20 protein-coding genes and 1 tRNA gene are annotated in these 21621 nt (G+C 35.2%); 6 read left to right on the top strand and 15 right to left on the bottom strand.

What is annotated here, in order from left to right; genetic code table 11:
- Nucleotides 1-344: 344 nt before the first annotated feature.
- Nucleotides 345-1085, bottom strand: coding sequence for a monofunctional biosynthetic peptidoglycan transglycosylase (gene mtgA / locus ACNQGG_RS10040; RefSeq protein ID WP_417963572.1), 741 nt, complete (start codon nt 1083-1085; stop codon nt 345-347).
- Complete coding sequence (locus ACNQGG_RS10035) at nt 1085-2197, bottom strand: NAD(P)/FAD-dependent oxidoreductase (protein ID WP_417963570.1); 1113 nt, start codon at nt 2195-2197, stop codon at nt 1085-1087. The genes mtgA and ACNQGG_RS10035 overlap by 1 nt, the downstream gene beginning before the upstream one ends.
- Nucleotides 2198-2401: 204 nt before the next feature.
- On the opposite strand from ACNQGG_RS10035, the gene ACNQGG_RS10030 reads away from it, so the two are divergent.
- Nucleotides 2402-4267, top strand: coding sequence for a S9 family peptidase (locus ACNQGG_RS10030; RefSeq protein ID WP_417963568.1), 1866 nt, complete (start codon nt 2402-2404; stop codon nt 4265-4267).
- Between the two features lie 70 nt (nt 4268-4337).
- Here ACNQGG_RS10030 and accC read toward each other — a convergent pair whose 3' ends face one another.
- The 6 genes from accC to pdxA all read right to left on the bottom strand — a co-directional run bounded on the left by accC (nt 4338) and on the right by pdxA (nt 9338).
- Nucleotides 4338-5684: an acetyl-CoA carboxylase biotin carboxylase subunit gene (gene accC / locus ACNQGG_RS10025; protein WP_416848332.1), complete on the bottom strand. Its 1347-nt coding sequence runs from the start codon at nt 5682-5684 to the stop codon at nt 4338-4340.
- Between the two features lie 93 nt (nt 5685-5777).
- The gene (gene accB, locus ACNQGG_RS10020) at nt 5778-6254 is read right to left on the bottom strand and encodes an acetyl-CoA carboxylase biotin carboxyl carrier protein (RefSeq protein ID WP_417963566.1); all 477 of its coding nucleotides are present in this window, start codon (nt 6252-6254) and stop codon (nt 5778-5780) included.
- A gap of 22 nt (nt 6255-6276) precedes the next feature.
- Nucleotides 6277-7275, bottom strand: coding sequence for a beta-ketoacyl-ACP synthase III (locus ACNQGG_RS10015; RefSeq protein WP_417963564.1), 999 nt, complete (start codon nt 7273-7275; stop codon nt 6277-6279).
- Between the two features lie 173 nt (nt 7276-7448).
- A complete protein-coding gene (gene rpmF, locus ACNQGG_RS10010; protein WP_007137315.1) occupies nt 7449-7643 on the bottom strand; it encodes a 50S ribosomal protein L32 in 195 nt (64 codons plus the stop codon).
- Between the two features lie 9 nt (nt 7644-7652).
- On the bottom strand, nt 7653-8204 hold the full coding sequence (locus tag ACNQGG_RS10005; RefSeq protein WP_417963562.1) for a YceD family protein: 552 nt from the start codon (nt 8202-8204) through the stop codon (nt 7653-7655).
- Between the two features lie 84 nt (nt 8205-8288).
- Nucleotides 8289-9338 carry a 4-hydroxythreonine-4-phosphate dehydrogenase PdxA gene (gene pdxA / locus ACNQGG_RS10000; protein ID WP_417963560.1) on the bottom strand — a complete coding sequence of 350 codons (1050 nt, stop codon included), beginning with the start codon at nt 9336-9338 and terminating at the stop codon, nt 8289-8291.
- 58 nt (nt 9339-9396) lie between these two features.
- Here pdxA and ACNQGG_RS09995 point away from each other — a divergent pair, with 58 nt between their 5' ends.
- Nucleotides 9397-9984: a riboflavin synthase gene (locus ACNQGG_RS09995; RefSeq protein WP_417963558.1), complete on the top strand. Its 588-nt coding sequence runs from the start codon at nt 9397-9399 to the stop codon at nt 9982-9984.
- Between the two features lie 37 nt (nt 9985-10021).
- Here the strand turns inward: ACNQGG_RS09995 and ACNQGG_RS09990 are convergent, their stop codons facing one another.
- The 3 genes from ACNQGG_RS09990 to mce all read right to left on the bottom strand — a co-directional run bounded on the left by ACNQGG_RS09990 (nt 10022) and on the right by mce (nt 11063).
- Nucleotides 10022-10246 carry a hypothetical protein gene (locus ACNQGG_RS09990; RefSeq protein WP_417963556.1) on the bottom strand — a complete coding sequence of 75 codons (225 nt, stop codon included), beginning with the start codon at nt 10244-10246 and terminating at the stop codon, nt 10022-10024.
- Nucleotides 10247-10436: 190 nt separating this feature from the next.
- Nucleotides 10437-10510 (bottom strand) — tRNA-Ile (locus ACNQGG_RS09985).
- 151 nt (nt 10511-10661) lie between these two features.
- Nucleotides 10662-11063 carry a methylmalonyl-CoA epimerase gene (gene mce, locus ACNQGG_RS09980; RefSeq protein ID WP_417963554.1) on the bottom strand — a complete coding sequence of 134 codons (402 nt, stop codon included), beginning with the start codon at nt 11061-11063 and terminating at the stop codon, nt 10662-10664.
- Between the two features lie 228 nt (nt 11064-11291).
- Here mce and ACNQGG_RS09975 point away from each other — a divergent pair, with 228 nt between their 5' ends.
- Nucleotides 11292-12950 carry an Ig-like domain-containing domain gene (locus ACNQGG_RS09975; RefSeq protein WP_417963552.1) on the top strand — a complete coding sequence of 553 codons (1659 nt, stop codon included), beginning with the start codon at nt 11292-11294 and terminating at the stop codon, nt 12948-12950.
- A 72-nt stretch (nt 12951-13022) separates the two neighbouring features.
- Here ACNQGG_RS09975 and ACNQGG_RS09970 read toward each other — a convergent pair whose 3' ends face one another.
- From ACNQGG_RS09970 to ACNQGG_RS09955, 4 genes are all read right to left on the bottom strand, one after another.
- Nucleotides 13023-13790, bottom strand: a complete 768-nt coding sequence (locus tag ACNQGG_RS09970) for a nitrilase family protein (RefSeq protein ID WP_417963550.1) — start codon at nt 13788-13790, stop codon at nt 13023-13025.
- Between the two features lie 81 nt (nt 13791-13871).
- The gene (locus ACNQGG_RS09965; RefSeq protein ID WP_039108559.1) at nt 13872-14618 is read right to left on the bottom strand and encodes a succinate dehydrogenase/fumarate reductase iron-sulfur subunit; all 747 of its coding nucleotides are present in this window, start codon (nt 14616-14618) and stop codon (nt 13872-13874) included.
- A gap of 53 nt (nt 14619-14671) precedes the next feature.
- On the bottom strand, nt 14672-16672 hold the full coding sequence (locus tag ACNQGG_RS09960; protein ID WP_417963548.1) for a fumarate reductase/succinate dehydrogenase flavoprotein subunit: 2001 nt from the start codon (nt 16670-16672) through the stop codon (nt 14672-14674).
- A gap of 12 nt (nt 16673-16684) precedes the next feature.
- Nucleotides 16685-17350, bottom strand: a complete 666-nt coding sequence (locus ACNQGG_RS09955) for a succinate dehydrogenase cytochrome b subunit (protein WP_417963546.1) — start codon at nt 17348-17350, stop codon at nt 16685-16687.
- A 369-nt stretch (nt 17351-17719) separates the two neighbouring features.
- Between ACNQGG_RS09955 and ACNQGG_RS09950 the strand changes: the two genes are divergently transcribed.
- The 3 genes from ACNQGG_RS09950 to ACNQGG_RS09940 all read left to right on the top strand — a co-directional run bounded on the left by ACNQGG_RS09950 (nt 17720) and on the right by ACNQGG_RS09940 (nt 21608).
- A complete protein-coding gene (locus tag ACNQGG_RS09950; RefSeq protein WP_417963544.1) occupies nt 17720-19081 on the top strand; it encodes a hydroxymethylglutaryl-CoA synthase family protein in 1362 nt (453 codons plus the stop codon).
- 153 nt (nt 19082-19234) lie between these two features.
- Nucleotides 19235-20527 carry an aminopeptidase P family protein gene (locus tag ACNQGG_RS09945; RefSeq protein WP_417963542.1) on the top strand — a complete coding sequence of 431 codons (1293 nt, stop codon included), beginning with the start codon at nt 19235-19237 and terminating at the stop codon, nt 20525-20527.
- 280 nt (nt 20528-20807) lie between these two features.
- Nucleotides 20808-21608 carry a TIGR00266 family protein gene (locus ACNQGG_RS09940; protein WP_417963540.1) on the top strand — a complete coding sequence of 267 codons (801 nt, stop codon included), beginning with the start codon at nt 20808-20810 and terminating at the stop codon, nt 21606-21608.
- Nucleotides 21609-21621: the final 13 nt, after the last annotated feature.

Here is a 21621-nt window from a genome sequence, read left to right as displayed (position 1 = left end):
GTTTTTAATGAAAAATGGAGGTGGTCATTTTGCTCCGGAATTAGGTGGTCATTTTGAATTGGAATCAGGTGGTCACTTTAAATTGGAATTGGGTGGTCAATATCACTGGAATTTGCATTAAGTGCACTTATTAAGTGGTAAAATGTCCAAAAATGCTACATTTTGAGTATTTTAAAAAATATAACCAGTTGATTTACAGTTATAAAAATCAACACTGTAGCTACTGGCAGGCAAGAGGTGACCGGTTCGAATCCGGTATTCTCCACAAAACAAAACCGTAAAATCTTTTAATTAAGAGTTTACGGTTTTTTAGTTTTTGTGCGATTATCTTCTAAACAACAAATCTAATATTCTAGTTTCCCAACATGTCGCATGATACGGACAATTTTAGATTTTCTATTATTGATATAAGACGAAGAACTGGTAGCCGAATATTTTCTTGGATTGGGTAATATTGCGGCAATTCCTGCTGCTTGTTGTAGTGTCAAACTTGAAACATCTTTTCTATACCAGTGCTGCGCCGCTGCTTCCGCACCATAAACCCCATTACCCATTTCGATACTATTCAAATACACTTCCATGATGCGTTTTTTTCCCCAGATGGTTTCTATCAAAACGGTGAAATAAGCTTCCAAACCTTTTCTTAAATAACTTCGGCCTTGCCAAAGAAATACATTCTTAGCTGTTTGTTGAGATATCGTACTTCCGCCTTTTATTCTTCGGCCTCTTTCGTTGCTTTTATAGGCTTTTTGCATCGCGGTAAAATCGAAACCATTGTGTTTCAAGAAAGTTCCATCTTCACTGGCAATCACTGCTTTTTGTAAATTAACGGATATATTTTCAAGAGGTTCCCAATCATGGCTGAAATAAACTTCTTTTCCCGCCATTTTATTTTCAATGGCCCGAATGACCATCAAAGGAGTAAACGGTACCGGAACAAATTTAAAAAATACCACAAAAAACAAAGAGAGCCCAATGAACCACAAGAAAACTTTAAATAAAAAACGGGTGAGTTTGTTCATAAATGTTGTTGGTTCTTTTTTTGCGGGTTGTTTTGATCTTTTTGGTGTTATTTTCGTCGCCATTATACTAAATCTGCTAATTCTGTTCCTATTAAACTTCCTATTGCCACTCCCATTCCTCCCAATCGGACGCCACAATATACATTATCCGATAGTTGCGAAACGATAGGATTCTTGCTGTTGCCAATGCCCATGATTCCGCTCCAACGGTGTGCAATTTCGAAATCCTGATTCGGCAAAATTACTTCTTTTAATAATTGTTCCAATTTTTTTTGTACAATTTCTGTTTTACCAAATTCGGTTGTTGTTTCCGTCTCAAAATCAAGGTTTCTACCCCCGCCTAACAATATTCTGTCGCCAATATTCCTGAAATAATAATAACCTCTATCGAGATGGAACGTACCTTTTATATCTAAATTTTTAATGGGCTCCGTAATCAAAACCTGTGCTCTGGCAGGCCTTACCGCTCCATTGGTCAGCGCATTTGCAAAACCGTTGGTGGCAAACAATAATTTCTTAGTGACAAAACTAAAATCTCCAAGCGCCACTTCGACACCATTTTCTTTATCTATAAACGATGTTACCGTTTGTTGATTCAGAATCAAAATATTTTCATTACTAGTCTGTTTCAGCAATCCTTGCATCATATTTCCGGCATCAATCTGCGCTTCGAAAGGATTAAAAATCAAATACTCCTGAATGCCGCCAAACCCGAAACGATCCACTTCTTTAGCAAAAACATCCGCTTTAAAAAGTGATCTTAAAATTTCATTGATGAAAGGCAATTTCCCAACGCATTCGCCATAACTATTTTCATCGGTATTCAAAAACAACTCATAACCGCCGTAAGGCTTGAAATCAATCGTGTCGTCACCAAGTCTTTTTCGTAACAATTGAAGGCCTTTCCACCGTTTTTGAACGAGATTGAGCACTTCCTCTTCTGAATGGGATTTTAAATCGTCTATAATTTCCGAAAGGCTTCCAAAACAGGCGAAACCGGCATTTTTTGTACTGGCCCCTTGTGGCAACATCCCTTTTTCCAGTACCAGAATTTTACTGTCAGGAAATCTTTCGCGCAAGCGTAATGCAGCATGCAAGCCCACAATACCACTTCCTACAATCGTGTAATCTACGTTTGTAAACCAGTTTTTTAATTCCCAATAACTCAAATCCATGTCCAAATATTTTTTATAAAAATAATAATTTTTAGAAGCCAATCCCGCTATCCGTTATAATCTTTTATTTTTTTAAAGAAAAAAAATAAAAGGATTTCCACTATTATCGGGGCTAAAAAGCAATTATTAAAACGACAAACATCAAATTAAATTGGCTATTTTTATAGCTAAGAAGAAAAAAATATTTTAATTCGTTTATATGCTATGGCACAAGATGTAATGACCCCCGAGTTACTTTGGAAATTAGGAAGAATAACTCCTTTAGGTCTTTCCAAAGATGAAAAAAGTGTAGTCTATAAAGTAGAAACTCCATCTGTCACAGAAAATAAATCGGAGACAACATTTTACACCTTATCCACAATTGGTGGAAATCCAACCGAAATAAAAGAGACGGAAGCCGTATTAAAAGACAAGAATATTTCTCCAAACGGGAAATATATTGTTTATAATGAAGAAGTAAAAATCGACAAGGTTCTCGGAAAAGATTTTTATCCGGAACTGGAAAAATCAGAAGTTCAAATCTACAATGGATTGGATTATCGTCATTGGGACACTTGGAACGAAGGCAAATTCAACCATGTTTTTTACAAAGAAAACAAAGAAGGTGCTGCAGGGATTGACATTCTGAAAGGAGAGAATTTTGATAGTCCACAAAAACCTTTTGGCGGTGATGAAGATTATATCTGGTCACCAGACAGCAAAAGCATTTTATATGTTTGCAAGAAAAAAGCGGGAACAGCATACGCTACTTCTACCAATACTAATATTTTCGAGTACAATCTGGAAACTGGAAAAACCATTAACCGAACCGAAGAAAATCTGGGTTACGATACTGCTCCACAATTTTCTCCTACAGGAAATCTGGCTTGGCTACAGATGAAACGTGATGGTTACGAGGCCGATAAAAATGATATAATTGTTAGTTTTGAAGGAATGAACAGGAACCTGACAGCTAATTGGGATGGCACCGTAAATCATTTTATTTGGAGTAATGATGGACAAAAAATCTATTTTATTGCACCAATTGATGGGACAAAACAGTTATTTGAAGTTAATTTTCCCGGACTGACAAATCCCGAAGCTTCGGGAGCAATCAAGGTTAGCCAAATCACTACTGGCGATTTTGACGTCAATGATTTAATTGGTTTTTCAGGCAACGAGATCATCATTACCAGAACCGACATGAATCATGCATCAGAAATTTTTTCTTTTGATTTAAATGAAAACATCTGGAAACAACTATCAAACGTAAATACTGCTGTCTATAATTCCTTGTCGTTAAGCAAAACCGAGAGAAGATACATTACCACCACCGATGACAAAAAAATGTTGGTTTGGCTAATACTCCCTCCTAATTTTGATGCATCAAAAAAATATCCAACTCTTTTATTTTGTCAAGGAGGACCACAAGCTCCATTGACACAAGGCTATTCCTTCCGTTGGAATTTCCAGTTAATGGCTGCTAACGGTTATATTGTAGTGGCGCCAAACCGTCGTGGAATGCAGGGTCATGGAGTGGAATGGAATGAGCAGATCAGTAAAGACTGGGGAGGACAAGTAATGGACGATTATCTTTCGGCTATTGACGATATAACGAAAGAAGAATATGTTGACGCAGCACGTTTGGGATGCGTGGGTGCCAGTTATGGTGGTTATTCTGTATTTTATTTAGCAGGAATTCACCACAACCGATTTAAAACATTTATTGCTCATGACGGTGTTTTTAATACCCAGAGTATGTTCGGAACTACTGAGGAAGTTTTCTTTTGTAATTGGGACTTTGATGGTCCTTATTGGGAAAAAGAAAATACAATAGCACAAAAAGCCTATACTACATTCAACCCAATAAATAGGGTCGAGAAGTGGAATAAACCTATTTTAATTATTCAAGGTGGTAAAGATTTTCGTGTACCAATTGGTCAAGGACAGGAAGCTTTTCAAGCAGCTCAATTGCGAGGTATAAAAAGTAGATTCTTATATTTTCCGGAAGAAAATCATTGGGTTTTAAAACCGCAGAACGCTCAGGTTTGGCAAGGGGAGTTTTTCAAATGGCTGAAAGAAACTCTTTAATTTGAATTACGTTTATAAAACAAAAACCTCACTTTCGTGAGGTTTTATATTTTGAATTGAATATTCTAAATTATTCTGGATCGTTCATTTTGAAAGTATCCATGAAAGCAGTTGTATAATCTCCTGCAATGTATCTTGGATCATCCATTAATTGTCTGTGAAATGGAATGGTAGTTTTTATACCTTCAATCACAAATTCATCTAATGCTCTTCTCATTTTGCTAATCGCTTCTTCGCGTGACTGTGCAGTTGTAATCAACTTTGCAATCATGGAATCATAATTTGGCGGAATAGTATAACCCGAATAAACATGCGTGTCTAAACGAACACCGTGTCCTCCTGGCATGTGAAGTGTTGTGATTTTTCCTGGAGACGGACGGAAATCATTATAAGGATCTTCCGCATTTATTCTACATTCGATGGCATGCAATTGTGGCAAATAGTTTTTTCCTGAAATAGGTATTCCAGCAGCAACCATAATTTGCTCACGGATCAAGTCATAATCAATAACTTGTTCTGTAATAGGATGCTCTACCTGAATACGGGTATTCATTTCCATAAAGTAGAAATTACGGTGTTTGTCAACCAAAAATTCTACTGTACCGGCACCTTCGTATTTAATGTATTCTGCTGCTTTTACAGCTGCTTCACCCATTTTAGCACGAAGTTCATCTGTCATAAATGGAGATGGAGTTTCTTCAGTCAATTTTTGATGACGTCTTTGAACGGAACAATCTCTTTCAGAAAGATGACAAGCTTTTCCGTAAGCATCACCTACTACTTGGATCTCAATATGACGAGGTTCTTCGATTAATTTTTCCAGATACATTCCATCATTCCCAAAAGCGGCTGCAGATTCCTGACGGGCACCTTCCCAAGCTTTAAGCAATTCCTCTTCTTTCCAAACAGCTCGCATTCCTTTTCCACCACCGCCAGCAGTTGCTTTAAGCATTACTGGATAACCAAAATCTCTCGATAATTGCAAGGCTTGTTCATATGATTCTAAAATTCCTACTGAACCTGGAACACATGGAACACCAGCTTCAATCATAGTTGCTTTTGCAGAAGCTTTGTCACCCATTCTATCAATCATTTCAGGAGATGCTCCAATGAATTTGATACCATGCTCTTGACAAATTTTAGAAAATTTTGAATTTTCAGAAAGGAATCCATAACCTGGATGTATTGCATCTGCGTTCGTAATTTCGGCAGCGGCAATAATATTTGACATTTTCAAATAGGATAAGTTACTTGGAGGTGGCCCTATACAAACCGCTTCGTCAGCAAACTTTACATGCAAACTTTCAGCATCAGCAGTAGAATAAACAGCTACTGTTTTTATACCCATTTCCTTACATGTTCTAATTACGCGAAGCGCAATTTCTCCCCTATTTGCAATTAGTATTTTTTTAAACATCTTCTTGAAATTTTAAATTATAAATTATAAATTTTAAATTATTTGAATGATCGAAAAACAATTTCTCATTCAAAATTCATCATTCAAAATTTCTTATGATGGATCTACTAAGAATAATGGCTGGTCAAATTCTACCGGAGACATATCGTCAACCAATATTTTTACAATTTTACCAGAAACTTCAGATTCAATTTCATTAAATAATTTCATTGCTTCAATAACACAAAGCACATCTCCTTTAGAAATAGTCTTCCCTACTTCAACAAACATAGGTTTATCCGGTGATGGTTTTCTATAGAAAGTTCCAATAATTGGAGATTTTATAGTAATATAATGAGAATTTTCTACTACTGGAGCTTCAGCAACAGCTACGACAGGAGCAATTTGTTGTGGAGCTGCTTGTGGAAGTGTGTTTTGAGCCGGCATCTGCTGAACATATGTGGTCTCCGTTACATTCCCTTCTAAAGTTGTTCTAATGGTGATTTTAACATCATCCATCTCTAATTTAACCTCTGCAACACCTGAATTTGCTACAAACTTGATTAGATTTTGAATTTCTTTTAAATCCATAATTATTTATTTTAGTTTAAATTTATTTTTTATCGTATGCCCATTTTAAGTAAATAGAGCCCCAAGTAAATCCTCCTCCGAAAGCTGCAAAAATAATAGTATCCCCTTTTTTAAATAAAGATTCAAAATCGTAAAGTACTAAAGGCAATGTTGCTGAAGTGGTATTCCCGTATTTTTCTATGTTCATTAAAACTTTTGAATCTTCTAAATTCATTCGGCTCGCAGTAGCGTCAATGATTCGTTTATTTGCTTGATGCGGAACTAACCAATCTACATCATCATTGGTCAAGTTATTTCTTTTCAAAATGTGTTCACTGGCATCAGCCATATTGGTTACAGCATATTTAAAAACAGTTTTACCATCTTGGATGATATTGTGTCTGTTGTCTTTTACAGTTTCGAAAGTTGTAGGAACTAGAGAACCTCCAGCGGGAATTTTTAAAAAATCACGACCAACACCATCACTACGCAAATATTCATCTTGTAATCCCAAACCTTCATAATTAGGTTCGAATAAAACTGCTCCGGCGCCATCACCAAAAATAATACAGGTTGATCTATCGGTATAATCAACGATAGAGGACATTTTATCTGCCCCAATCAAAAGTACTTTTTTATATCTACCCGATTGAATATAAGCTGCCGCTGTTGACATTCCATATAAAAAACTGGAACATGCGGCTTGCAAATCGTAAGAGAAAGCATTTATAGCTCCTATTTCGGTAGCCACATACACACCTGTAGATGCTACTGGCATGTCCGGGGTAGCGGTTGCCATTATTAATAAATCTATTTCTAAAGGGTCAATGTTTGCCTTAGCCAATAAATCTTTTGCTGCCATAATGGCTAAGTAGGAAGTTCCTTTATCTTCATCTTTAAGGATTCTTCTTTCTTTTATTCCTGTACGAGAGGTAATCCACTCGTCATTTGTGTCAACCATTGTTTCCAACACTTTGTTTGAAAGCACAAAGTCTGGCACATAGCCTCCAACAGCGGTAATTGCGGCTGTAATTGTATTCATTTTATTCGATTATTTCTTATCAAATGCTGCCATTTGAAAAATTCTTAAAAGACTTGAAAATTACAAAAAAAATACCAAAACGTATTGATTTAGAACTTCTTATTTAATGAAAATTATAAACAACAAAAAAACTCTCACGATGTGAGAGTTCGAATATCATTTACAAAAACGTATTAAGCAACAGCTACAGATTTATCTATAACAACTTGCCCTCTGTAATACATTTTTCCTTCATGCCAGTAGGCTCTGTGGTATAAATGTGCTTCCCCAGTGATTGGGCAAGTAGCGATTTGTGCTACAGTAGCTTTGTAATGTGTTCTTCTTTTATCTCTTCTTGTTTTGGAGATTTTTCTCTTAGGATGCGCCATTTTACTATATTATTTATCCGTTAATAGTTGCTTTAATTTGTCCCAACGCGGGTCAATATTTTCTTCTTTTTGTTCTTGTTTATGCTCTTTTTTTTGTTCTTTTATTGTTAGTTCTTTCAGTTTTGTCAAGGCTTCGGTATTTAAACTTCCGTCTTTTATTCCTGGATGAACTCGTCTTAGAGGTACGGACAATACTATCATTTCATAGATATATTGTGCAATATCTACTTCAAACTCTCCGTGTGGCAAAATCAACAATTCTTCATTGTCACTATTATACATTTCTCCAAAACGAACAATCAATTTCATTTTACCTTTAACAGGCAAATCAAAATCTTCACTGGTAAGATCGCAAGGAACATTTACAGTTCCTTTATGCTTTAAACTTAACTCCAGCATTGTACTTTTTTTCTCTAAAACTACATTTACTTTGATGTCTGAATTTTGAAATTCATTATAATCAAAGATTTCAAAGAACGCATTACTTATTTGATATTCAAATTGATGTTTCCCTAGCTTTAATCCTACGAAAGGAATTAAATATTCTTTTGTCTTGTTCATTTCAACAACAATTTACCCTAAACTTCGGGAGTGCAAAGATATAAAATTATTACAAATCTAATAATGTTATTCACCTTTTTTTGTTCACAACTGTTTTTCTTTTGTTTTCAAAGGTTTTTGACTAATTTCTTTGTATTGATTTCTCGAATGAAACATATCGATCGCAAGATAAACCGCTTCCTTAAATGAGTTGTAATCTGCAACCCCTTTTCCAGCAATATCATAGGCAGTACCATGATCTGGTGAGGTTCTGATTTTATTTAAACCTGCCGTATAATTCACTCCTTTTCCAAAAGATAATGTTTTGAAAGGGATTAATCCCTGATCGTGATAGGTCGCAACTACAGCATCATATTTCTCATACTGATTGCTTCCAAAAAAACCATCCGCCGCAAAAGGACCAAAAACCAATGTTCCTTTATCAAAAATCTTTTTTAGCGTTGGCTTTATTATCAAATCGTCTTCTGTACCGATTACTCCACCATCGCCACAATGCGGATTCAATCCTAAAACAGCTATTTTAGGCTTATTGATACTAAAATCCTGAATTAGCGATTGCTTTATAGTTTCTATTTTTTGCTTAATCAACTCTTCTGTCAAATGTGACGCGACTTCATTCAAAGGAATATGATCCGTCAACAAACCAACCCTTAAATTATCTTGAACCATCAACATTAACGCATTTCCTTCTAACTCTTGATTTAGATAATCAGTATGACCGGGAAATTTAAACGTTTCTGACTGTATATTGTATTTATTAATTGGAGCCGTTACTAACACATCAATCAATCCTTCTTTCAAAGCTTTGGTTGCGGCAACAAAAGATTTTATAGCATATTCACCTACCTTCTCATCATTTGTGCCTGGATTTAAATCAACACCCTCTTTCCAAAGATTCAAAACATTAATCTTTCCCAGAACAACTTGATCCAACCTATCAATCCCATGAAGCATTGACGTAGATTCAAAACTCTTTTTTACAAATGACATTATTTTAACATTGGCAAAAATAACTGGCGTACAAAGTTCCAGCATCCGAGAATCCTCAAATGTTTTCAGTACCACTTCGCTTCCAATACCGTTCAAATCCCCTATAGAAATCCCTACGATTATATTTTCTGCTTTTTTCATCATGACCTCACGTTATTTATTGCTAATTTTGAAGTGCAAATTTAGTAAAATAAAATAAGAAATGTTTACAGGAATCATAGAAACCCTTGGTGTAATCCAAGAAATAAAAAAAGAGAAAGACAACATTCATATCACAATGAATTCATCAATCACCAGCGAATTACAAATAGACCAAAGCGTAGCTCACAATGGAATCTGTTTGACGGTAGTTGCTTTAAATGACACTTTATATACCGTAACTGCCATTGATGAAACCATAAAAAAAACAAATTTAGGGTATTGGAAAGAAGGCGACAGCGTAAATCTTGAAAGAGCAATGAAACTAGGAGACAGACTCGATGGCCACATCGTACAGGGGCATATCGATCAAATAGGAACTTGCATCGTCGCCGAAGAAACTAACGGAAGTTGGCTTTATACATTTGAATATGACGAAGCTCTAAATAACATTACCATTGAAAAAGGTTCAATTACAGTAAACGGAGTAAGCTTAACAGTGGTAAACTCAAAGAAAAATGAGTTTAGTGTAGCTATTATCCCTTACACACACGAACACACTAATTTCAATTCTTTTAAAGTAGGCACAAAAATCAATCTTGAGTTTGACGTGATAGGCAAATACGTTTCTAAATTATACTCCAACAAATAGAAACCCACAAAAACCCTATAAAAACAAAAACTCCAATTTAAATTGGAGTTTTTGTTTTTAGTTTAAAGCTACAAATGATATAAATACCAAATAGAACTGCAATTATCATTAAAATAAAAATATTTTCATCAATAGGTAAACCCGGAGGCGGAGGCGGTTTTCTCCCCGTTGGAGATGGCGCAGGAGGACCGTCAGCCAAAACATTAAAAATGCCAAGGATAAATAAGGTTATAGTAAAAAAAACTTTTTCAATAAGTCTCATAAATTAGAAAAATAAAAGATAAACTATTCTTACAAGAGTTTTTCCATCATATTAATTCTTTGTGTAAAAGAAACCCATCGTTATAACAAAAACAATAGTATCCGTGACAAAAGTATGATTTTTTTGCGTCAAATTCGGCTTTATATTGTTATAAAAAAAGCCCTTCAATTACTTGAAAGGCTTTTCGAAGTGGTCCCACCTGGGCTCGAACCAGGGACCACCTGATTATGAGTCAGGTGCTCTAACCAACTGAGCTATAGGACCGGTTAAGAGTTTGCAATATTACTACTATTTTTCATTTGCTCCAAATATTTTTGACTTAGATTTTAAGATAGTTTCACTATTAAGAACTTTCAAATCGAAACCATCTGAATATTAGAATTCTACCTTTGCATCTAATCAAAAAATTATTTGGTTATCTGATTTCCTGGCATAGCTCAATCAAAACACCATTAGTGCTTTTTGGATGTAAAAAAGCAACTAGCTTATTATCTGCGCCTTTCTTCGGGATTTCATTCAGCACAACAAACCCTTCTTCCTTTAAACGTGCTATTTCCAGAACAATATCATCTACATCAAAAGCAATATGATGTATTCCTTCTCCTTTCTTGGCAATAAATTTCGCGATAGGGCTATCCGGGTTAGTAGCTGCTAATAGTTCAATTTTATTAGGACCAACATTAAAAAAAGAAGTCGTTACTCCTTCACTTTTCACTTCTTCAAATTTATATGCTGGAACACCAAATAACTTTTCAAAAACTAGATTCGAAGTTTCTAAATCAGTAACTGCAATCCCAATATGTTCTATTTTTCTCATTATTTAACTATTCGAATAAAATTAATTTATAAAATTTAAAGGCAGAAAAATTTTATCTTTTCAAAATTAACCAACCTTAAAATCCACGTAAATTTAAACATTAAAATCATAAAAAAACAAGAAGAATTACAAAAGCATGTCTAGTTAAATCCCTCATAATAATTCGATAAAAAGTTTCAATTACATTAATTATAATTGTTATTTTGTAAATTCTAATTTTGATTTGATATGTTGAAAAACAATTTAAAATATATTTCTATATTTCTGCTTTTACTAATGATTGGTTGTGCAAAAAGAGGTAGCATTACCGGAGGTCTGAAAGACACTATTGCACCTGTTTTAAAAATGAGTTTCCCTAAAAATTTTAATACTAATTTCACAGGAAATGAAATCAAATTAGTTTTTGACGAAAATATCAAATTAAAGGATCTAACCAAACAGTTGATTATTTCTCCACCTATGAAACAGGAGCCACTAATCCTTCCAACAACTGTAAGTAAATTTATTACAATCAAAATAAATGATACGTTACAACCCAACACAACTTATAATTTCAACTTTGGTCAGAGTATAGAAGATAATAACGAAGGAAATCCATTCAACCAATTCAAATATGTATTTTCAACTGGAAACTATATCGATTCTCTATCCCTTAGCGGAACTGTAAAAGATGCCCATGAAAAAGAAGCAGAATCATTCGTTTCTGTAATGCTCTATGAAGTAAATGACACTTTCAAAGATTCAATTGTGTATAATAAAAGTCCAAGATACATAACTAACACATTAGATAGTCTAAAAACATTTCGTTTAGAGAATCTTAAAGCAGGAAAATACCTTCTTGTAGCAATGAAAGACTACAATAACAATAATAAGTTCAATCCAAAAAAAGATAAAATTGGATTTAGCAAACAATTCATTACTGTTCCAAACGATACCCTTTATGAATTATCTTTATTCAGACAAGTTCTCCCATTCAAGGCTTACAAACCTAGTCAAGCGTCTGGAAATCGATTACTGATGGGCTACGAAGGAAAAGTAGATCAAGTTAATTCAAGGCCAAAAATAACCTTGAAAAAAAACAATGAAATCATTCCTGCCATTGTTACTCAATTACCTAAAAAAGATTCCCTACAAATATGGTATAAACCCATGAAAGCGGACTCGTTAGCCTTGGCTGTAGCCAAAGACAAATACAACGTAAATTTCTCCTTTAAAATTAAAGATCAGAAAAAAGACACTCTAAATATTACGGCTATACAAAACATTGGATTAAATCCTAAAGAAAGGTTCACTCTAGAAACTGCCACGCCATTAGTGAATTTTGATAATTCAAAAATAAAATTAGTAAATAAAGCAGACCTCCCTGTTCCTTTTACAACAGAATATGACGAATTTAACCAAAAACTGTATTTAGATTTTAAGAAAGAACCCTTAGAAAAGTACACCATTTCGATTCTCCCAGGTGCGTTGACTGATTTTTTTGAAAAATCAAATGATTCACTAAATTATAAAATAAACACAAAAAGCACTGATGATTACGGAAATCTCAGCGTGTCTTTACAAAACGTAAAACATTTTCCTGTAATTGTTGAATTGATAGACACAAAAGGAGAGGTTGTCTCCTCAGAATATAGCGAGAATAACACAAAAATTGCATTTGATCTGTTAGAACCTGCCGTGTTTACGCTTCGGCTTATTTATGATGATAACAAAAATAAAATTTGGGACTCCGGAAATTATTTAGAAAAACGTCAACCAGAAGAAGTTATTTATTTTTCTAAAGAAATAGACATACGGGCCAACTGGGATGTAAACCAAGTTTTTGACTTGACTATGCCTTACATTCCCGAACCTAAAAAGAAAACAGATAAAAAGCAAGGATTTTAGAATGATGATTAGCGATTTTTGATTTCAGATCTTGTATAAATCAAAAATCGCTAATCATAAATCACAAATATTTTATTTTTTCATTTCAAAAGCATCTCTATCATTTAAAAACCCCAGTTTTTGTCTGGTTTGTAGCATCTTTTCCTTACTTAATTCAGCGTAGAAAATACTTTCAGATTCTACCGGTTCGACACTATAATTTCCAAGAAAATCTACCACTTGCGAATGTCCGGTATATTGATAGCCATTGTCATCCTGTCCTATTCTATTAACCCCAATCGAATAGCACATGTTTTCTATGGCACGGGCTTTAAGCAATGCGTCCCAGGCATTTATCCTTATTTTAGGCCAACTCGCGACATAAATAAGCAAATCATAATCCTCAGAATTTCTGGAGAACACCGGAAATCTCAAATCATAACATACTTGCAGGCAAATTTTCCAATCTAAATAATCCACAATAATTTTTTGGGTTCCGCTTGTGTACACTTTGTCTTCACCGGCAAGAGTAAATAAGTGTTTTTTGTCATAGAATTGAATTTCCCCTGATGGAAAAACGAATAGCATCCTGTTGAAAAAATTACTATTTTCCTTTACAACTAAACTTCCCGTGATGGCCGTTTTTTTGGCTTTTGCCAATACTTTTAGCCACTTTACGGTTTCACCTTGCATTGTTTCTGCAACATTAACGGGAGTCATGGTAAATCCGGAGGTAAACATTTCCGGAAGTACAATCAAATCAACATCCCCATCAATTGCTTTGATTTTTTCTTCGAAATAGTTTCGATTGGATTTTGGATTTTCCCAATATAAAGAGGATTGTATAAGTGCCGTTTTCATTAGAAATCATTTTTATAAAGATAAAAAAAACGCATTCAACTTTTACATTGAATGCGTTTTATAAATTTCAGCTTATAGGTTTTATCCTTTTAAACTCGCTGACATATATTCTCTATTCATTCGAGCAATGTTTTCAAGAGAAATTCCTTTTGGACATTCTACTTCACAAGCTCCAGTATTCGTACAGTTACCAAAACCTTCAGCATCCATTTGGCTAACCATATTTAAAACTCTGTCAGTAGCTTCAATTCTTCCTTGTGGCAACAAAGCATATTGAGATACTTTTGCAGCAACAAATAACATAGCCGATGAGTTTTTACAACTCGCAACACAAGCGCCACAACCGATACAAGCAGCTGAATCAAAAGCAGTATCAGCATCTTTCTTGTTAATTGGAATTGTGTTTGCATCAATTGTATTACCAGATGTATTTACAGATATAAATCCACCAGCATGTTGAATTCGGTCAAAAGAACTTCTGTCAACAACTAAATCTTTAATTACTGGAAACGCTTTTGCTCTAAATGGCTCAATAAAAATGGTATCGCCATCCTTGAACATTCTCATGTGCAATTGACATGTTGTAACACCTCTGTCTGGCCCGTGAGCTTCCCCATTGATATACAAAGAACACATTCCGCAAATTCCTTCGCGACAATCGTGATCAAATGCTACAGGCTCATCTCCTTTCATGATTAATTCATCATTCAAAATGTCAAGCATTTCAAGGAATGACATATCCGGTTCAATATGATCTATAGGATATTCAACTATTTTTCCTTCTGTAGCGGCATTTTTCTGACGCCATATTTTTAATGTAAGTTTCATCTTTTTTTAAGTATTAAGTATTAAGAGTAATCTTCAAGATTTTTCTCGAAATACTATTTGTAACTTCTTTGAACTAATTTCACGTTATCAAATACCAATGGCTCTTTATGCAAAACAGCTTCACTTGGCTTTCCAGTGTATTCCCATGCCGCTACGTAAGCAAAATTCTCATCGTCACGTTGCGCTTCACCTTCTTCTGTTTGGTATTCTTCACGGAAATGTCCTCCACAAGATTCATTACGATGTAAGGCATCTTTAGCGAATAATTCTCCCAATTCAAGGAAATCAGCAACACGAGTGGCTTTTTCCAATTCCTGATTGAATCCTTTATCCGTTCCTGGAACTTTTACTTCTTTGTAAAATTCTTCACGTAAAGCAGCAATTTCTACAATTGCTTCATTAAGTCCTTTAGCATTGCGTGCCATCCCAACTTTGTCCCACATAATTTTCCCTAATTTCTTGTGGAAATAGTCAACAGAATGGGTTCCGTTATTGTTGATGAATTTATCAATCTGGTCTTTAACCGCTTTCTCAGCAGCTACAAACTCAGGTAAATCGGTAGAAATTGTTCCCATTTTAATATCTGGAGCTAAATAATCACCTATTGTATAAGGCAATACAAAATAGCCATCAGCTAAACCTTGCATCAAAGCCGAAGCTCCTAAACGGTTGGCTCCGTGATCTGAGAAGTTTGATTCCCCGATAGAGAAACAACCCGGAATTGTAGTTTGCAAGTTATAATCAACCCAAGTACCACCCATGGTATAATGTACCGCAGGGTAAATCATCATTGGAGAAGTATAAGGATCCTCATCTACAATTTTATAATACATCTGGAATAAGTTCCCGTATTTACTTTTTACAAGCTCAGTCCCTAATTTAGTCACTAATTTAGTATCCTTAGTATCCAAACCTTTTACATACGCTTGCTCATTTCCGTACCGTTGAATCGCTGCCGCAAAATCCAAATAAACTGCTTCACCTGTTTTGTTTACTCCAAAACCAGCATCACATCTTTCTTTCGCAGCACGTGAAGCTACATCACGAGGCACTAAGTTACCAAAAGCAGGATACCTTCTTTCCAAGAAATAATCTCTTTCTTCTTCCGATAAATCAGTTGCTTTTTTCTTTCCTTCACGAATCGCTTGCGCATCTTCTAGTTTTGCAGGAACCCAAATACGACCGTCATTACGCAATGATTCTGACATTAATGTCAGTTTCGATTGGTGGTCTCCAGAAACCGGAATACACGTTGGGTGAATTTGTGTGTAACAAGGATTTGCGAAATACGCTCCTTTTTTGTGGATTTTCCAAGCTGCAGTAGCATTAGAGCCCATCGCATTGGTAGACAAGAAGAAAACGTTTCCGTAACCTCCAGAAGCAATAACAACAGCATGTGCCGAGTGTCTTTCTATTTCACCGGTAACTAAGTTACGCGCGATAATTCCTCTTGCTTTTCCGTTTACGACTACTAAATCCAGCATTTCGTGACGGTTGTACATTTTTACTTTCCCACGACCAATTTGACGGTTCATTGCTGAGTAAGCACCCAAAAGCAATTGTTGACCTGTTTGTCCTTGTGCATAAAAAGTACGAGAAACCAAAGTTCCTCCAAAAGAACGGTTATCTAATAATCCGCCATATTCACGAGCCAATGGAACACCTTGTGCCACACATTGGTCTATAATATTAGACGAAACTTCAGCCAAACGGTGTACGTTAGCCTCACGAGCACGGTAATCTCCACCTTTTACAGTATCGTAAAACAATCTGTGAACAGAGTCTCCGTCTCCTTTATAATTTTTTGCAGCGTTGATTCCCCCTTGTGCAGCAATTGAGTGCGCACGACGTGGTGAATCTTGAAAGCAAAATGCTTTTACGTTATATCCTAATTCTGCCAATGTTGCAGCAGCAGAACCTCCAGCTAAACCTGTACCAACAATGATAATATCTAAATTACGTTTGTTAGCAGGATTTACTAAATTAATATGATCTTTATAATTTGTCCATTTGTCCGAAATTGGACCACTAGGAATTTTTGAATCTAATGCCATTATAATTGAATATTAATGATTGAAATGATGAAAAAGTGCAATAAAAACAAATCCGGCAGGAACTACATAAGCAAATCCTAATCCGAAATTTTTCAATCCTTTAGAATATTTATTATTGAATCCTACAGATTGAAAGGAAGAACTAAATCCGTGTTGTAAGTGTAATGCTAACAATACAAAAGATAAGCTATATAATATTGTACGAACCGGGCTTTCAAATTTTGCTACTAGTTCATGAAAATACCTTGTTTCATCTAACGGATTACATTCGACATACTTATACAGCATTTCCGGAAACCAGAAATCATAAAAGTGCAATCCTAAAAATGCTAAAATTACTGAACCCGAAATAATCATATTTCTTGAAGCCCAAGAAGAATTCGCAGCTCCATTATCCTTTGCGTAAGCAATTGGTCTCGCGCTTCTGTTTTTAAAATCTAAAACAAAACCCATAATAAAATGAAAAACAACACCAACAATTAAGATAGGTTGAATTACAAATTGAACTAATGGATTATTTCCCATAAAATGGGATATTGAATTAAAAGTATCGGCACTAAATACCGATGTCATATTGATAAAAAAATGCTGTGCTAGAAACAACATCAAAAAAAGTCCTGAAAGCGCCATAGCTACTTTTTTTGCTATTGACGATTTCAATAATGCAGATTTTGCCATAAGATTTATATAATTTGTTTAAAAAAATTCTACAAAAATAAAGCAATTACACAGGAACTACAACCTTTTCGCTCTTATTTATAATGATTTTAAAGTGTTCCGGCCGAATTATTAAAAAAACCTTAAATACTACCCCTTAAAGTACTAATTAACTGTATTTTAGACAATAAAAAAAGAAGAAAACGTCAAATAAGCAATACCAAAATTAATTATTTATTACTATTCAAACGTCTTAAAAATAGCAATTCAATAATTTTTAATATTATTTATTTTCAAATTAATAAAAACACAAAAAATCACCATTTTGTGTGTATAAAAGAATTGCAAATAAAGAGCGTAATTTTAACTTTACATGTTAAAAATTGAATAATGAAAACAGGAATTGATTCCATCTCTTTTGATGTTGCTAAAATACATTTACCTATTAAAACTTTGGCGAAGGCCCGAAATATTGAACCTGAAAAATTAGAAAAAGGTTTGGGTTTAATCAAAATGACACTACCTGATTCACATCAAGATACAGTAGTTTTTGCTGCAAACGCTTTGACTAAACTGATCCAAGAAAACAATCTGAATCTAAATGAAATTGCAAGAATATATGTTGGAACCGAAAGCGCTATTGATAGTTCAAAACCAATAAGTTCTTTTTTAATCGCCTTAATGGAGCAAAAATTCGGAGAAAACACTTTATCCGAATGTGATGTAGTTGATTTTACATTTGCTTGTATTGGTGGTGTGGATGCGTTGCAAAACTGTATTGATTTCGTAAAATTAAATCCAGCCAAAAAAGCAATTGTTGTCACTACGGATTTTGCAAAATACGATTTAAATTCAACCGGAGAATATACCCAAGGCGCTGGAGCTTTAGCAATGTTAATCACCTCAAAACCAAGGATTATTGCATTCGACAATAATTGGGCGACAAGCACAAAAGGTGTTTTTGACTTTTTTAAGCCGCTTAGAACACTTTCAAAAGAAGAAATCACGGGAAACAAAAACAACGAATCATGGTTTGACAATTTGGAAGCGGAAATAGAAATTCACAAAGACCAACCGGTTTTCGACGGACAATATTCCAATCAATGCTATATGGATCGCACTAGAAACGCTTATTTTTCATTCAAAAAATTAAAAAATACAAGCGAAACAATCTATAATTCGTGGGAAAGCATCATCATGCATTTGCCCTATGCTTTTCAAGGGCGTCGTATGTTATCCGAAATCTACGCATTAGATGCTTCAAATAAAATTATATCTGACAATGAAGATGCTTCGGAATACCAAAATAAATTGAAAGGAATCAGTAAATCCGAAGAATATCAAAATTTTGTAAATGAAAAATTAATGCCGGCTGAATTAGCTTCTTCATTAATTGGTAATTTATACACAGGCTCCATTTTTATGGGATTACTTTCGACTTTGGCACATTTTTATGATACCAAAAAAGAACTTTCAAATTCAAAATTTGGCTTTTTAGCTTACGGAAGTGGTTCTAAATCCAAAGTTTTCGAAGGGGAAATTCAGCCAGATTGGAAAACTGCAATAGCTGATATTAACCTTTTTGAAACCTTAGAAGAAAGCTTTGAAATTGATTTTGAAACCTATGAAAATCTCCACAAAAAAGAACAGAAACAAAGTATCCAACTTCCTAAAAACGAATGGATTTTAGAAAGAATAGAAAAAGAAATTCCAAATCTATTAGGAGCTCGCTATTACAAATGGGTTGATTAAATCATTTAAAACCTATTTTATACAAACACAAAATACGATAGACTTCTGTTTGTTTTATTTTGTGTTTTTTTTATTTAAAATTTGCCGAATTCATAACAAAAACCGATTTAAACTTAGTATTTTTGAGTAATTAAAAATTTAAACCCTATTGCTATGAAATACCATCAAATTGACCGGGATTTATTTATAAAAAATCGCACCAAATTCATGGCTCAAATGAAGCCAAAAAGTATTGCTATCTTCAACTCTAATGATATTTATCCAATAAGTGCCGATAGCACCATGCCTTTTGCACAACACCGCGATATTTTTTATTTAAGCGGAGTGGACCAAGAAGAAAGTATTTTATTGCTTTTTCCTGATGCGCCATACGAACATCAAAGAGAGATGATTTTCTTAAAAGAAACCAGCGAACACATTGCAATTTGGGAAGGGGAAAAACTGACCAAAGAACGCGCTTTTGAAGTTACAGGAATCAAAACCGTGCATTGGCTACAGGATTTCGAGAAAATTTTATTCGAAATGATGACACATTCAGATACGATTTACATCAATACCAATGAACATTATCGCGCCACCGTAGAAACCGAAACCCGTGAAGCTCGTTTTGTAAAATGGTGGAAAGAGAAATATCCAGCACATGCTGTTGCAAAAAGCAATCCGATATTGCAACGCCTTCGTTCTGTAAAAGAAAGCGAAGAATTGGATTTAATCCAAAACGCCTGTAACATCACTGAAAAAGGATACAGAAGATTATTGTCATTTGTAAAACCAAATGTAACCGAATACGAAATCGAAGCCGAACTGATTCACGAGTTCATTCGCAATCGCTCCAAAGGTTTTGCTTACACGCCAATTATCGCTTCCGGAAATAATGCGAATGTGTTGCATTACATCGAAAACAACCAACAATGCCACGCAGGTGATTTGATTTTATTGGATGTGGCTGCAGAATACGCGAATTATTCCAGCGACATGACGAGAATGATTCCTGTTTCAGGAAAATTCACCGGCCGACAAAAACAGGTGTACGAAGCCGTTTTACGAGTAAAGAATGAAGCGACTAAAATGCTTACTCCAGGAACACTTTGGAAACAATACCATCTTGAAGTGGGAAAAATCATGACTTCAGAATTGCTTGGTTTAGGATTGCTGGACAAAGCCGATGTCCAAAACGAAAACCCGGAATGGCCCGCTTACAAAAAATACTTCATGCACGGAACTTCCCACCACATGGGATTGGACACGCACGATTATGGAATCCTGACTGAACCAATGCAAGCCAATATGGTTTTCACCGTGGAACCGGGAATTTACATTCCTGCCGAAGGTTTCGGAATCCGTTTGGAGGACAATGTAATCGTTCAGGAAACGGGCGAACCATTTAATTTGATGCGCAACATTCCTATTGAAGTCGACGAAATTGAAACGTTGATGAACTGTTAATCTTCTTTCAAATAGTTATAACCAGAACGGCTTACAGCAATGTAGGCCGTTTTTTATTGGGGCGCAACCCAGCCTCCGTAAACTCCGGCTGTGTCGGGCTATCCGCTACAAGTCCTCGCACCGCAAAAAAATGCGTCGCTGTGGGCTTTTCGCTATTATCCCTTGCGCACTTCAACTAGAAAATCTAGAACTCCACAACATCAATTCCAAAACCCATCTTAAAACTGTAACTTTATATTCCAACTTCCGACTTATTTAAAAAACTTAAATAACAAAAATCATGCAAGCACACGAAATAGACTACCACATATATGGCGAGGAAATGCAATATGTGGAAATAGAACTGGACCCACAGGAAATTGTAATTGCCGAAGCAGGAAGTTTTATGATGATGGACAATAATATCCAAATGGAAACCATTTTTGGAGACGGTTCCGGACAACAAACCGGATTATTTGGCAAACTTTTAAGCGCAGGAAAAAGAGTGCTTACAGGCGAAAGTCTCTTCATGACAGCGTTCATCAATCAAAATAATACCAAGAGTAAGGTTTCATTCGCATCGCCTTATCCAGGGAAAATAATCCCAATTGACTTAACGCAATTTGGCGGAAAATTCATTTGCCAAAAAGACTCCTTTCTCTGCGCTGCCAAAGGCGTCTCTGTTGGAATCGAATTCTCTAAAAAACTGGGACGCGGACTTTTTGGAGGTGAAGGCTTCATCATGCAAAAAATAGAAGGCGACGGGCTGGCGTTTGTGCATACCGGAGGAACATTAGCCAAAAAAGAATTAGCTGCAGGCGAAATCCTAAAAGTCGACACGGGTTGTATCGTTGGTTTCACTAAAGATGTTGATTATGATATTGAATTTATTGGAGGCATCAAAAATTCTATTTTTGGCGGCGAAGGTTTGTTTTACGCCACACTTCGCGGTCCGGGAACGGTTTATGTGCAATCTTTGCCTTTCAGCCGACTCGCCGACAGAATAATCGCATCCGCACCAAAAGCTGGCGGAAACAGTCGCGACGAAGGCAGTTTATTAGGAGGATTAGGAAGTCTTCTTGATGGAGATAGACGATTTTAAATTTTAGAAACGG

The organism is Flavobacterium esculini (genome assembly GCF_048284325.1).
Taxonomy (GTDB): Bacteria; Bacteroidota; Bacteroidia; order Flavobacteriales; family Flavobacteriaceae; genus Flavobacterium.
The sequence above is the reverse complement of the archived record's forward strand: the minus strand, read 5'-3'. Positions and strand labels throughout refer to the sequence as shown.